Source organism: Stieleria maiorica (assembly GCF_008035925.1).
Lineage (GTDB): Bacteria > Planctomycetota > Planctomycetia > Pirellulales > Pirellulaceae > Stieleria > Stieleria maiorica.
The window spans coordinates 6,317,113-6,332,186 of sequence record NZ_CP036264.1 but is presented as its reverse complement, the minus strand read 5'-3'; the positions used below and the strand labels follow the sequence as shown (position 1 = coordinate 6,332,186).

The following is a 15,074-nucleotide window of genomic DNA, read 5'->3' as shown; positions in this document are numbered from 1 at the left end:
ATCCACGCCCCCAATTCTTTGACCACCCCAATTCTTTGACCACCCCATTTTTTGACCACCCCATTTTTTGACCACCCAATCCCCAGTCCCTCCCCCGCCACCCCACGAGCCCCATCGATGCATCTTCGTCTTGCCATCGCCGCTTTAACCTGGTGCATCCCCACCGCCCTGGTTCCTGCCGCCGACCTGGTCCTGCGCGGCGGCAAGATCGTGACCGTCGATCCGCAGTTCCGCATCGTCCAGGCGATGGCGGTCCACGACGGGCGGATCGTCGCCCTGGGAACCGACGAACAGATCGCGCCGCAGATCGACCAACAAACGCAGATCGTCGACCTGGACGGCCGCATGGTCTTGCCCGGCCTGATCGACTCACATGTCCATCCCACCGGTGCCAGCCAATACGAAGCGGACCACGAAATCCCGCCGATGGAAACGATCGACGACGTCTTGAGCTATGTACGTGCTCGAGCCGCCGTGGTTCCTAAAGGCGAGTGGATTGTGCTGCAGCAAGTCTTCATCACCCGACTGCGAGAACAGCGATTCCCCACCCGCGCGGAACTGGATTCGGTCGCCCCCGAGCACCCCGTCTGGTTCCGCACCGGGCCCGACGGCAGCGCCAACTCGCTGGCACTGGCCGAAAACGGGATCGACAGAGCCTTTGCCGCAAAGCATCCCGACCAAGTCGCGGTGGATCCCGCCAGCGGCGAACCGAGCGGCGTGATCCGGCGGTCCTCCTCGATCTTCAAAACCCGTTCGGACAAGAGCCGAAAATCATTGTCGCAAGACGAACGCGATGATCGTCTGGTCGAGCTGCTCGAGGACTACAACCGCTGGGGGATCACGGGGATCATCGATCGCAATTGCAGCGATTCGGCCCGAGCCCAGTATGCGCGACTCTTGGAAGCAAACCGCTTGACGACACGGGTGCGACTGTCGCGTTCGCTTTCGCCGGGCGATGATCTTACGCAAATCGACCAACGCCTCGACGAGATCACCGCCGACCCATTGTTCAAGCAACCCGATCCCCGGCTCGGCGTGATCGGCGTAAAAGTTTTTGAAGACGGCGGGATGTTGACCGGCAGCGCCTACTTCACGCGTCCCTGGGGAACCAGCACGATCTACGGGATCGTCGATTCGCGGTACCGGGGCATGCAGTTCATCGATGATGATCGGTTGGAACAACTCGTTCGGAGGTGTGCAAGCCGCGGGTTGGCGTTCACGGCGCATTGCCAGGGCGATGCCGCCGTCGAAGCACTTGTTGATGCCTATGCACGGGTTGATCAAGAGATCCCGATCGGGCCGACGCGTTCGTCGATCACGCACAGCAGTTTCATGAGCCCCAAAGCGATCGCGGGTGCGGCGAAGTTGGGCGTGGGAGTGGATCTGCAACCGGCGTGGTTGTACCTGGACGCCCGAACCTTGGTCGCCCAGTTCGGCAGCGAGCGTTTAACGCACTTCATTCCGCTACGCAGTCTATTCGCCGCCGGCGTGGTCGCCGGAGGCGGCAGCGACCACATGCAGAAGATCGGATCGCTGCGCAGCGTGAACCCGTACAATCCGTTTCTGGGCATGTGGGTTGCCGTCACCCGTACTGCGCGATGGCACGACGAACCGATCCACCGCGAGCAAGCGCTGACGCGCGAGCAGATGATCCGCTTCTACACGATCAACAACGCTTGGTTGATGCGGGCCGAAGACGAGATCGGATCGCTGGAGGTCGGCAAACGAGCCGACTTTGTCGTCGTCGACCGCGACCTGTTGAGGTGCAGCGACGACGAAATCCGCGACGCGCTGGTCGAGTCCACGTGGCTGGACGGCCGGCCGGTCTATCAGTCCCAACCCTGATCGCCCCACCTTCAACTACAGTTTAAGAGAGCGCCGATGGTCATTCCGATGTGGCTGGCAAAGACGATTGCGTGGGCGGGGATCGGGCTGATCGGATTCGCGGTCATCGACGCCGGCGCCTCCGGCCTTTTTGATGTCAACCTGACCGGATCCAACTGGTCATCGCTCGCCGAGCTGGCCGGCGGCTTCGTGATGAAGCACTTCGGCGAAGCGCTCGAGGAAGAGTAGCCGCTCCGACGGGGTCACGACACAATTCAAGCGGGCGCCACGACCGTTGAGGTAAAGCGAATTCATGCGACGTCCCGATCGTGATGAGAAGGGGGCAAAAAATGGAGTGGTCAAAATATCCGAAACCAGCCGGCACCATTTTTTGACCACCCCATTTTTTGACCCCGTCCCCTTCTAATTCGTGTCCTGTTCTACCGCCCGCCCAGTCGCGGAGAATCCCGGTCATCTTTCGTGGTTGCTTTCCTTTCCGCTATTGTCAGCGTTTGAGTCGTCGCCGCTGCGAATCGCCATCACTCCCGTGAAGCAATGGTGCGTTTGATCACTTCATCATCAATTCGTCGATAATATTCACCAGCCGATCCGGTCGGCCTTTGATGGACACGTAGCGATGCTGCATCTGCGGGGCAGAGTGCCACTGGGTGTGCCCGTCGGAATCGACGACGACGCGACCGTTCCCGCTGACGGTCCAAAGTTCCGGTTCGATCCCTCGCACGGCCAGCAAAACGGCGGCCTGATCATGCGCCGGTTTGCCGTGATCGATCGCAAAGCCGCCCAGATAGGGCCTCAGCTGGAAAGCCCGTCGGACGGGGTTGTTACCCGACGCGTTCTGAAGTTTCGCTCCGCAGTGCAGCGCGTTGCCGATTTCGAACCCCTGCCAAAGGATCGGTCCAGGCCACTCGTGCACGACGGCGACCGATGCGGGTGGGTCCAGCCGAACGTTGGTTTCCGGCTTGGAGGACCGCGGGAACTCCCCACCCATGATGACCGTCTGCCGGACCTTGGTCTCGATCAGTTCGATCCCCGTCCGCGGGCTGTGTTCATCGGCAGGGGAATTGAGCAGGTCTTCCAGATTGCTGAGCGCCCCGACGCTGCAAATCACGACGGAACCATCGGGTGCGGCGGCCAAGGTTTTCCGGTAAACCTCAAGCGCGTCGGGCAATTCGGTGTCGACCGGACTGTCGTGCGGAAAGTCCTCAAACAGTGCCGGCGTGTAGGTGCTGGGCTTGTTCCAAGGAAACTTCGCGCCGTCTTTGTCGGTCCCGATCGGAATGTCTGGGCGACCGTAGAACGTGTTGATCGCGTCGCAGGCACCTCCGGAGACGCCGGCGGTGCACTTGCGATTGGTCACAACCGCCAGAATCTGTGCCTCGCCACGATCCGCCAACGCGTTCAAAACAGCCAGGGCGCCCGCGTCGTCACAGTCCCCGGCCATGTCGGTGTCGAAGATGATCGGGACGGGATCCGCAGCAACGGTGGCGGCGAACGGTAACATCATAAGACTCAGAAGAGCCAAAAGCTTTCTCATGCTTGACGCCTAAGATTCAAAATGGATCAGATCAGGAACGGGGGAACGACGGCTCGTCAGGCGATGATCTCGCCGACGACGCGGCCGTGAACATCGGTCAGGCGGAAGTCGCGGCCGGCGTGACGGTAGGTCAATCGCTCGTGATCGAGTCCCAGCAAGTGTAAGATCGTGGCGTGCAGGTCATGCACGTGCATCTTGTCGACCATTGCTCGAAAACCAAAATCATCGGTCTCACCGTACGTCATGCCGCCTTTGACGCCGCCGCCGGCCATCCACATCGAAAAGCCGTGATGATTGTGATCGCGGCCGTTGCCGTTTTCCGACGTCGGGGTGCGTCCGAATTCTCCGCCCCACACGATCAACGTGTCTTCCAACATCCCGCGCGCCTTGAGGTCGGCGATCAGCGCGGCGATCGGCTGGTCGATGTTCCTGCACAACTTGGGTACCGTGTCGTCGTGTCCGCTGTGTGTGTCCCAGGGCTGGCCATTGCCGTAGTAGACTTGCACGAAACGGACGCCCCGCTCGACCAACCGCCGCGCCAACAGACATCCGTTGGCGAAATGCCCTTTCCCGTACGCGGTTCGCGTCTGCTGGGTTTCGCGATCCAAATCAAACGCCTCGCTGCCTTCGAACTGCATGCGAAACGCGGTTTCCATCGATTCGATGCGGGCATCCAGCATTGAACGGTCGCGACGCGCGGCCGTCTGTTGGGCGTTAAGTTGCTGCAGCAAGTCCAATTGCTCACGCTGCGTCGCGCGATCCCAACGCGTGTTGCGCAGATGGGGCAGCATGTTGTCCGGTTCGATCTTGGAATGGTTGATGTAAGTCCCCTGGTACTGCGAAGGCAAAAACGCGCTGTTCCAAAGGATCGAAAAACGCACCGGGCGTCCCGGGCACAACACCACATAACCGGGCAGGTTTGTGTTTTCGCTGCCCAGACCGTACAGGAACCAGGCGCCCATACTGGGCCGCGTCGGCGTGATGGTGCCGTTGTTCATTTGCAACAGCGCCGGCCCGTGGTTGGGGTTGTCGGCGTGGAGCGATCGAAGCACGCAGATCTCGTCGATGTGGCGACTGAGCTGGGGCAGCAGCTCGCTGACCGGAACGCCGCTTTCACCGCAGCGGCGAAACCGAAACGGTGACGGCAACAATCCGCCGGTGGGACGTTCGGTCAAAAGGTCAGCGCCGGGAGGACGAGTCCCGGCATACTTTTCGAGCGCCGGCTTGGGATCGAACAGATCGCCCTGGTACGGGCCGCCGTTCATGAACAAATGGATCACACGTTTCGCTTTTGCGGGAAAGTGTGTTCCAAAGCGACCAGCTTGGTCGGACGCGAGCAATTGCGCTGCGCCCAGCATTCCCATCCCGCCGCCGAGGTTCCGCAACAGTTGTCGTCGATCGATCGATGATGTCTTTTCGTTTTGCATCACTTAAATAATCCCGTTAATCAACGAACATCGCTTCGTTGGAAGCCAGCAGTGCGTGCACGTATTGTTGCAACCGCGTGATTGGTTCATCAGCGTGGGGCGCCCGCAGAAACGTCCTTCCGATTTGGATCTCTTGATCGCTGGGAGATCGTGAAAAGAGCCGCCAGTAAAGTTGTTCGATCTGGGTGAGATGATCGCCGGGGGCACGGTGATCCAGTTTTTCTGCGACCGATTGCGATTGTTTCAGCAGCAGCGGTCCGTTAAGGGCAAACAGCCCCTGCAAGGCCGTGATGGTTGGCGTGCGTTTGGGACTGTGCTGGGTCGGATCGGGGAAATCGTGAACCATCAGGGTCGGCGACATGTCGCGGCGGTGGACGGTCGCGTAAAGTGTCCGCCGATGATTGTTTGCGGCGTCCAGATCGATCGATGGTCCGCCCATGTCCAAAGACAACTCGCCGCTTGCTGTGAGCATCAAGTCCCGCCATTCTTCGAAATTCAAACGCCGCTGATTCATCCGCGACAGCCAGCGGTTTTCCGGATCACGATCCAAGGAATCCTGGTCCGCCAGCGAGGATTGTTGCCAGGCGGCCGAGAGCAGGATCTGGCGATGAAGCTGTTTCATTGACCAGGCGGATTCGATGAATCGGGCGGCCAGATCGTCCAACAATTCGGGGTGCGTCGGCCGTCCGCCCTGGGTGCCGAAGTTGCTGGGCGTGTCGACCAGTCCCTGTCCGAAATGTGCCATCCAGATGCGATTGACGATCACCCGCGCCGCCAGGGGCGCCGCATCGGTAAAGATTGAATCGGCCAACTCCAATCGTCCACTGCCGTTTTGATACGGCTGGGGATTCTTCGCCAGTACGGTCAGGAAACGGCGTGGAACGATCGGTCCGGGGCGATTCGGGTTGCCCCGAATGAACGCCGGCAGGTCTCGCGGTTGGTTTCGATACTCCAGTTTTGTTCCTTCTTGGGGTGTCTTTCCCGCGCGAACGACAAACATCGACTCCTCGGCAAGCGCGTTGGCCATCGGCATGTCGTACTGAGGCGTGGACCTCTTGATCGAATCGATTCGGTTCTCCAGTTCGGCAATCTTCTCACTCGGCAGCGGATTTTCACCTTTCCGTTTCGCGAGCTCCGCCTCCAGGCTTTCCACCTGCTGGCGGGCGACGCGAACGGGTTCATATTCCGCTTCGGAAACCAGCGGTCGTTCGACCTGGCGGCAACTGGCGAACACACCGGCCAATGCGTAGTAATCTTCGGTGCTGATCGGATCAAATTTGTGGTCATGGCATCGGGCACAGGCCACCGTCAGCCCCAGGAAGGTCCGCGAGACGGCATCGACGCGTTCTTCCCATTCGTCGGCGACGATCACTTTGATGATCTCGCAGGGCAACTTCAACTCTTTCCAATAGGTCGGGCTAAGGCTGATAAAGCCGAGCGCGGGCAGATCGCGGGGGCCGGTTTCTGTCATCAGATCGGTGGCCAGTTGTCGGCGAACGAATTCGTCATAAGGCATGTCCCGATTGAGCGCACCGACGACCCAATCACGATAGAAGTGCGATTGTCCGGTCTGGTACAACCAGCTCGCCGTGCGATCGGTGTAACGTGCCATGTCCAGCCACCACCGCCCCCACTTTTCACCGTACTGGGGTGATTCCAACAACCGGTCGACCAACCGTCGGTAGGCGTCGGGGGACGCGTCGTCGACGAAGTCACGTACCATGGCGGGTGTCGGCGGCAATCCGGTGACGTCAAAGCACAGGCGCCGGATCAGCGTCGTGCGGTCGGCTTGAGGGGCGGGAGTCAATCCGTGCTGCTGCATCGCCGCAAGCAGGAACCGGTCCAATCGTGTTTGCGGCCAATCCGATCCGGAGACGTCGGGCAGCGGTTGTCGCACCGCAGGCTGAAACGACCAAAACCGCTTGCCTTCGTCAAAGTCGATCGCGCCGCGATGGGCCTGTTCGGTTTGCTCGGACGGCGGAAAGGCGGCTCCCCGTTGAACCCAACGGGTCAGCGTGGCCAGATCCGCCGGGGACAGTTTTCCCGCGGGCGGCATTTGGATGTCACCGTCGTAACGCAGGGTTTCGATCAGCAAGCTTTCGTCGGGCTTTCCGGCGACGACAACTTCACCGCTATCGCCACCCCGCCGGACGTCTTCGGCCGTGTCCAGTCGCAATCCACCGTGCAGCGTCTTGGCCTGGGCCGAATGGCACTCATAGCAATGCTCGACCAACAACGGGCGGACCTTGCGTTCAAAGGTATCGTACTCGCCAGCGGTCGATTCGGTGGGGCCGAGAACCGTGCATGCCGAAAGGCCAAGCAGAACGAACAGAGGTTTCGCTATGCAGTTCATGGTGGGTCTTGGAAGGCGGGGAGAAAGGCGGGACGATCATTCTACTCGATTTTTTTGTCACGATTGAAGTGTCTCGTGATTCATCGGAGGGTTCGGCAAAGCCCGTAGCGATCTGGGTCGGCGAGGCGCTTTCGCGCGGCGGCTGATGCGGTTGGTTCGATCCGCTACTATGCTGGTGCATCGATCCCCGCCCCTTTCCCCGCCGCTTGCGAATCTGAACATGCGATCTTCCCTGATGTGTCTGATGTGGCTGGCCTGCGCGATCGCTGCATCCGCAAATGACCTTCGGACGTTGCCCGAGGGACAGCGTCCGGCCGACGGACGATTGGCCGAACTGCGCACCTTGAACAGCGACTTTCCGTTCAAGCAAATCGCAGATCCGCACGACTGGCCGATGCGTCGGGCTGAGATCCGGCGGCGAATTCTGCTGTCCCAGGGGCTTTGGCCGATGCCCAGCAAGAGCGACCTGAACGCCGTCGTGCACGGACGCGTCGAGCGTGACGACTACGTGGTGGACCGCGTGTACTTTGAATCGATCCCGGGACACTATGTGACCGGCAGCCTGTATCGACCGAAAGGCAAATCGGGGCCGTTTCCGGCAATCCTGTCTCCGCACGGGCACTGGCAGGACGGCCGGTTCTATGACGCAGGTGAAGCTCAGATTCGCGCCGATCTGGCCAGCGGCGCTGAACGCTTTGAAGTCGGCGGACGTTATCCGATCCAAGCCCGCGCGGTCCAGTTGGCGCGCATGGGTTGTTTGGTGTTCGTCTATGACATGACCGGTAACGCCGATTCGATCCAGATCGGCCATCGTCCGGATCGAGCCGCTCATCTGGATCGCAAGACGGATTGGGGGTTCTTCAGCGCGCAAGCCGACCTGCGATTACAAAACATGATGGGCCTGCAAACCTGGAACTCGGTCCGCGCCGTTGACTTCATGATGACGCTGGACGACACCGATCCGACCCGCATCGGCGTGACCGGGGCGAGTGGCGGGGGGACGCAATCGATGATTTTGGCCGCGATCGATGAGCGGATCACCGCGGCCATGCCGTGCGTGATGGTGTCCACTTCGATGCAGGGCGGGTGCACGTGTGAGAATGCACCGTACATGCGGATCGATCAAGGCAACATTGATCTCGCCGCGGCCATCGCGCCGCGACCGCTGGGGTTGACCGCCGCCGACGACTGGACGGTCGAATTGGAAACCATAGGCTATCCCGAATTGCGCGAACTGTACACGGATCTCGGACACAGCGATCGACTGACCGCGGCCTTCAACGTGCACTTCAAACACAACTACAACCATGTCAACCGCACAGTCATGTACGCGTTTTTCAATCGGCACTTCAAACTCGGGTTCGGCGAACCGATTTTGGAACGCGACTACGTTCCGCTGTCGCGATCCGAAGCCACGGTCTGGACGGACGATCATCCGGCGCCCGCCGGAGACGCCGTGGGTGATGCACATGAAGTCCGGATCGTGAAGCTCGCGACGCTGGATTCGCAGCAGCAGATGGACGGGTTGATTCCGACGACGAAAGACCAACTCGCCGAATACCGTCGCATCGTCGGCGGTGCCTGGGAGACGATTCTCGCGCGGCGGCTGGACCAGGTTCAATCGACGTCCTTCGACAAAACCAAGGAAGTGCAATTGGACGGCCTCTCGGTGACGCTGGGACTGGTCGATCATGCAGACGAGCAATTGCCGATCGTAACAATCAATCGCTCCGGCAAAAAAGGAACGGTGGTGTGGATCACCGATCAGGGCAAACAGGGGCTATTCGACGGTGGTTCCGTTCGACCGGTCGTCGCAGAGATGGCTCGCGCGGGATACACCGTCATTTCCGCCGACCTCATCGGACAGGGCGAGTTTCTCTCCGGTGACCAGCATCTGGATGCGCAGCGAATGTGGTACCAACGAGGCGGTGAACTGGCCTGGCATCGTTTTTCCGGTTACACCTATGGCTACAATCATCCGCTGTTTGTGCAACGCGTCCATGACGTCTTGTCCGTCATCAAGCATGCCTCGTCGCCCGCGGGTGGAGACATTCATCTGGTCGGCATCGGGTCCGAAGCGGGTGCCATCGCGGCGGCCGCACGCAGTCAATCCGGCGACGCGATTGCGCGGACCTTCATCGACTTGCAGGAGTTTCGTTTCTCCTCACTCGAGCGACAAGACGATCCGATGTTTGTCCCCGGCGCGGTCAAGTACCTGGGCGTCGACGGATTGTTGTCGCTGTGCGGGCCCGGACCAATCGATGTCGTTTCACCAGTACTTCCGATCGCGGATCAAGTGCAGCGAATCGGCGTTGATTCCGCGCGGTTTCAATGGCACCGCAACCACGACGATCTGATGTCCGCGATCGACGCGGCATTGGTGCGATCGTCGTCGGCCGCGACCGGTTTGCCGGCCCAGACGTCTTCCAAGCCCAACTTCGTCGTCATCATGGTCGACGACATGGGCTACGCGGGCGTCAGTTGTTTCGGCAATCCATCTTTCAAGACGCCGCAAATCGATCGGCTTGCCGCCGAAGGGATGCGGATGACCGACTTTCATTCCTCCGGCACGGTTTGTTCCCCGACACGTGCCGGACTGTTGACCGGACGTTATCAGCAGCGATCAGGAATCGAAGCGGTGATCCATCCGGTGGCGGATCATCCCGAGCATCGAAAGGGACTGAACCTCTCCGAAACGACCTTCGCCGAAACGCTGAAAAACGCCGGCTACACCACCGGAATCGTTGGCAAGTGGCATCAGGGTTATCCCCACAACTCCGACGACTACCATCCCCAAAACCACGGCTTCGATGAATTCTTCGGCTACCACAGCGGTAACATCGACTTCGTCAGCCACGTGGGTGACCACAACAAGCACGACTGGTGGCACGGCAAAACGGAGACGCATGAGGAGGGCTATGCGACGGACTTGATCAACCGTTACAGCATCGACTTTATCGAGCAGAATCGCGACAAGCCGTTCTGTTTGTATGTGTCTCACTTGGCGATTCACAACCCGGTGCAAGTTCGCGGTGACCCGGTGCGGCGGACGGAGTCGGAAGGCTGGAAACGATGGAAGCCCAAAAGCGATGCCGAGCGGATTGAAAAGTTCCGTGGTATCACGCTGCCGATCGACGAGGGCGTGGGGCGGATTCGCGAGACTTTGGTGCAACTGGGGTTGGATCGCAACACGTTGGTGCTGTTCTTTTCCGACAACGGCGCCTCGAATGACTTCCCCAGCGGCAGCGAGGATTTGCGAGGCGGAAAGGGGACGGTCTACGAAGGCGGTCACAAGGTGCCGTTCATCGCCTGGTGGCCGGGCCAGATCCGGCCGGGCAGCCAGAGCGACGTGCCCGCGATCACACTGGACGTGATGCCGACGCTGCTGGCACTTGCCGGCGTGAAAACCGCTCCGCCGAACCCCTTGGACGGCATCGATCTGTCGCCGTTGCTGTTGGGCCGCGACGCGTTACCGCCGCGGCCGTTGTTCTGGGCATCACTCAGCAACCGCGGCGGACGCAGCGAAGCGATGCGCGACGGACCCTGGAAGCTGGTTGTCCAGCATCCGAACGCGGCGCCGGGCAGTTTCGACAACGAAACCGTCGCACTCTATCGACTCGATCGTGACCCGGCTGAGCAAACCGATCTTTCGGCGATGCATCCGGAGCGTGCGGCCGACATGCTGGAACGGCTGAAGGCCTGGTATGCCGATACTCAACAGACAGCCACCGAGCAGCCGGGAGGTTGGTGAGCACTTGCTCTCGGACTTTTCCTACCCAAAAAATCTTCCTACCTCTCCCCGCCGCCACGATGCACTGTCGCGCCGGAAAGAACGAAAAGAAGAGGCGAGGCATGGCGAATGGTCGATAATTGATGGCAAAGTCTTCACCAACATCGCCTGGGGTGCGACCCAGCCACCCGGCCATCAACCTGGACAGTGCCGATCGGGTCGATCACAATGGAGTCGGCCGCTTCGCGGTCCCCCGCCACGGTGAATTCTTCGCCATCCCAACCGCCGAATCGTCGATGCAATCTCGTTTACGTCGCCATGCCGTTGTCCCCTTCGGTGTCTTCGCCGCCCTCGTTTGCGGTCTGGTTGCGGGATCAGTGCGAGCCGAAGAGTCGGCCGAGGAAGTACGATTCTTTGAGCAAAAGATTCGACCGCTGTTGGTTCGGCACTGTTACGAATGTCACAGCGAGGAGGCCGGTGAGCAGCAAGGCGGACTGCTGTTGGACCGCCGATCGGGATGGATCGAAGGCGGCGATACCGACAAGGCCGTCGTCCCCGGCCAACCGGACGCGTCGCTGTTGGTGACCGCGATCCGTTATGACGACGCGAATCTGCAGATGCCACCGGACCAGCGGCTGGATGACGAAGCGATCGCGTTGTTCGAACAATGGGTGCAGCGCGGTGCGATCGGTCCGGCCGATGACATGGGCGAAACCGAGTTCTCTCGATTGGGTGACCAAGAGTACCTGTTCGATCAAGCCGCCGATCATTGGGCGTTCCAGCCCGTCACACGCGTCACGGTACCGTCGCCTCCATCAAGTCTGGGCGAGTTGGGAAGGCATGCGGTCGATCACTTCGTTGCGGATTCGCTGGCCAAGGTTGCTCTGGTGCCCTCCGAGCCGGCCGATCCGGCGACGCTCCTTCGCCGATTGCACTATGACCTGACGGGGCTTCCGCCGACGTATGACCAGATCACCGCGTTTGTCGAAGCGGCGGAGATCGACCGGGACGCTGTGACGCGACAGTGGATCGATCGACTGATCGCTTCACCGGAGTTCGGACAACATTTGGGGCGGCTGTGGTTAGACGTCGTTCGCTACGGCGACACCGACAACAATTATCGCCCCGACACCCGCACGCCACACTACCACCCGTTCGCGTTTTCCTATCGCGATTACGTTGTCCGATCATTGAACGATGACAAGCCGTTTGATCAATTCTTGAAAGAGCAAATGGCGGCGGACTTGATGGGATTCGCGGCCGACGCACCCGAAATGGCGGCACTCGGGTTCTATGCATCCGGTCCGTATTCCAGCCGGGCGCAAGCGGAAGCGTTGGACGATTGGATCGACGTCACGACGCGCGGGCTGATGGGAATCACGGCGGCGTGTGCCCGTTGTCACGATCACAAATTCGAACCCGTCCCGACCGCGGACTACTACTCGTTACGTGGCGTGTTTGCCGCCGCTGCACGCGTCGATCCGTTGGATGAAACGAAACAACCCGTGCTGGCATCGTATCGACCGACGCCGTCCGAAACGGCCGATTATCAAAAGAAACGAGCCGCCATCGATGCCAAGGTCAACGGTGCGGCAGGAAAAAAGGCCAAGAACAATAACCGATCGATCGCGCAAAAAATCCGTGAGACGGAGTTGGCCGAATTGCTGACGTTTCACCCCGGCGCGCCGGCGCGGGCGATGGTCCTGGCCGACCGAAAGCGTCCTCCGGAATCTTATGTCTTCATCCGCGGCGATGCCTCGGCCCGCGGCGACGCGGTGCCGCGACGATTCTTGAAGATTCTGGATCCGCAGCAGGGCGCATTTCCCGCCGACAGCAGCGGCCGGTTGGAACTGGCCGAAAAGATCGCATCGGCCGACAATCCCTTGACCGCCCGCGTGTTCGTCAATCGCGTCTGGGGGCACTTGATCGGTTCCCATCTGGTCGCCACGCCGTCGGATTTCGGCTTGCAAGGCAGTCGGCCGACGCACCCCGAATTGCTGGATTGGCTGGCCGACGACTTCATGCGTCACGGCTGGTCGGTCAAACACCTGGTGCGCCGGATCGTGACGTCGCAGACCTATCAACAATCCAGCCGCTCACGCGACGCCGGGCAGGCGGCGGATCCTGAGAACCGATGGCTGTGGCGTTCCAATCGAAAGCATCTGTCGATCGAAGCGATTCGGGACAGCATGCTGCTGGTCGCCGGTCAATTGGATCGACGGATCGGTGGTCATCCCGGACGACTTTGGGACGGCGACTACACCCGCCGCCGGGCGATCTATGGATTCATCAATCGATTCAATCTGGATCCGACGCTGCGGGCGTTCGACTTCCCCGCCCCCGTGCAGACGCAACCCGCGCGGGGTGAAAGTATCGTCGCCCCGCAAGCACTGTTTACCATGAACGCGCCGTTGGTGATCGACCAGGCGGCGGCCATCGCATCGTCGGCGGCAGTTTCACAAACCAAGGACGACCGTCAAAAAGTGGTGTCCTTGTTCCAAATGACGCTGGGACGCGACCCCGATGCCGCGGAGATTACCCGAACGTTGAAATTCGTCGAGTTCCAGAAACGATTCCAGAATCCGGATCGCCCGCCAACACGTTTCATCGATTCACCTTGGCCGCTGATCGCCCAGGCGTTGTTGATGAGCAACGAATTCCAATATGTGGACTAGCAACATGAACCCATTCCTTTCACGACGAAGCTGGTTGCAGTCGACCAGTCTGGGGTCGATCGCGCTGGCCGGCATGTTGCAGCAATCCGCAGCGGCCGATCGGGCACCGGAAGAATCGCCGCTCAGCGAGCTGGCGCCGCACTTTCCGCCGCGCGTCAAACGGGTGATCCACCTGTTTATGAACGGCGGCCCGTCCCAAATGGACACGTTTGATCGCAAGCCTGAACTCAGCCGCCTGGACGGCAAGCCGCTTCCCGATTCGGTGAAGAAACAACTGCAACCGACCCAACGCAACCGGGCAGGAAACCTGTTCGGTTCCCCGTTCAAGTTCAAGCGGTACGGCGAGTGTGGCTTGGAGGTCAGCGAGCTGTTTGCAAACGTCGCCGAGCATGCGGATGACTTATGTGTGATTCGCAGCATGCAGGGCGAGATCGCCAATCACACACCCGGCTTGTTGCTGACCAATTGCGGGCATTCGACGTTGCCACGCCCCAGCCTGGGTTCCTGGCTGTTGTACGGATTGGGCAATGAGAGCGATGAATTGCCGGGCTTTGTCGTGTTGTGTCCGCGTGGTTTGCCGACCGCCCAGTCACGCAACTGGACCAGCGCGTTCATGCCGGGGGTGTACCAGGGAACGCACATCGACACCGAAAACACGGGCAAACAAATCGTTCCCAACCTGACGCGTCGCGATGTGCGAGCCGGTTCGCAGCGGGCACAGGTGGCACTTGCACAATTCCTGAACCAGCGACATGCCGCCCAGCGCGCCGAAGACGAGCGTCTGGAAAGCCGCATTGCTACGATGGAACTTGCCTTTCGGATGCAACGCGCCGGAACCGATGCGTTTGACTTGTCGCAAGAACCCGCGCATATTCGCGAGCTGTACGGCGATTCGATTCAAGGCCGCAACATGCTGTACGCGCGACGCCTGGCCGAACGCGGGGTCCGCTACATCCAGTGCTACCACGGCGCCGGCCAGCCCTGGGACAACCACGGTTCGATCGTCAGAAACATCACGCGGTTGGCGGAAGAATCCGATCGCCCCATCGCCGCACTCCTGACCGATCTGAAGCAACGCGGCATGTTGGACGAGACGCTGGTCATCTGGGGCGGCGAAATGGGCCGCACGCCGACCGTCCAGCAGGTCAAGGATCCGACGAAGGTGGGACGCGATCATCACATCGATGGATACACCGTGTGGATGGCCGGTGGCGGAGTCCGCGGCGGCACGACCTACGGCGCGACCGATGAACTGGCGATGGCGGTCACCGAGAACAAGGTGACGATGCCTGATTTTCACGCCACCGTGTTGCATCAACTGGGCTTCGACCACAAACGCCTGACCTATCGCTATTCGGGACGCGATTTTCGATTGACCGACGTGCACGGACGCGTCATCAACGAGATTCTCGCTTGATCCCCCCGCTTCCTATACACAACGTCATGAATCGTCACTTATCAGTAGCTACCCTCGCCAGAGGGTGGGTTTTCATTGGCATGGCCAGCGCGA

The 15,074-nt window shown here is 60.4% G+C and carries 8 protein-coding genes; 5 read left to right on the top strand and 3 right to left on the bottom strand.

Features of this window, described 5'->3' with window-relative positions; genetic code table 11:
* Positions 1–117: 117 nt before the first annotated feature.
* Positions 118–1,845, top strand: coding sequence for an amidohydrolase (locus Mal15_RS21505; protein ID WP_147869655.1), 1,728 nt, complete (start codon positions 118–120; stop codon positions 1,843–1,845).
* Between the two features lie 48 nt (positions 1,846–1,893).
* Positions 1,894–2,073, top strand: coding sequence for a hypothetical protein (locus tag Mal15_RS21500; RefSeq protein WP_147869654.1), 180 nt, complete (start codon positions 1,894–1,896; stop codon positions 2,071–2,073).
* 319 nt (positions 2,074–2,392) lie between these two features.
* On the opposite strand, the gene Mal15_RS21495 is transcribed toward Mal15_RS21500, so the two are convergent.
* The 3 genes from Mal15_RS21495 to Mal15_RS21485 form a co-directional block, all read right to left on the bottom strand.
* A complete protein-coding gene (locus tag Mal15_RS21495) occupies positions 2,393–3,349 on the bottom strand; it encodes a nucleoside hydrolase (RefSeq protein ID WP_233902940.1) in 957 nt (318 codons plus the stop codon).
* An 86-nt stretch (positions 3,350–3,435) separates the two neighbouring features.
* On the bottom strand, positions 3,436–4,806 hold the full coding sequence (locus Mal15_RS21490; RefSeq protein WP_147869652.1) for a DUF1501 domain-containing protein: 1,371 nt from the start codon (positions 4,804–4,806) through the stop codon (positions 3,436–3,438).
* Between the two features lie 16 nt (positions 4,807–4,822).
* Entirely contained in the window at positions 4,823–7,159 is a 2,337-nt protein-coding gene (locus Mal15_RS21485; protein WP_147869651.1) for a PSD1 and planctomycete cytochrome C domain-containing protein, read from the bottom strand.
* A gap of 220 nt (positions 7,160–7,379) precedes the next feature.
* Here Mal15_RS21485 and Mal15_RS21480 point away from each other — a divergent pair, with 220 nt between their 5' ends.
* The 3 genes from Mal15_RS21480 to Mal15_RS21470 all read left to right on the top strand — a co-directional run bounded on the left by Mal15_RS21480 (position 7,380) and on the right by Mal15_RS21470 (position 14,981).
* A complete protein-coding gene (locus Mal15_RS21480; protein ID WP_167546964.1) occupies positions 7,380–10,910 on the top strand; it encodes a sulfatase-like hydrolase/transferase in 3,531 nt (1,176 codons plus the stop codon).
* Between the two features lie 122 nt (positions 10,911–11,032).
* Positions 11,033–13,564: a PSD1 and planctomycete cytochrome C domain-containing protein gene (locus tag Mal15_RS21475; protein ID WP_147869649.1), complete on the top strand. Its 2,532-nt coding sequence runs from the start codon at positions 11,033–11,035 to the stop codon at positions 13,562–13,564.
* 4 nt (positions 13,565–13,568) lie between these two features.
* On the top strand, positions 13,569–14,981 hold the full coding sequence (locus Mal15_RS21470; protein WP_199773704.1) for a DUF1501 domain-containing protein: 1,413 nt from the start codon (positions 13,569–13,571) through the stop codon (positions 14,979–14,981).
* Positions 14,982–15,074: the final 93 nt, after the last annotated feature.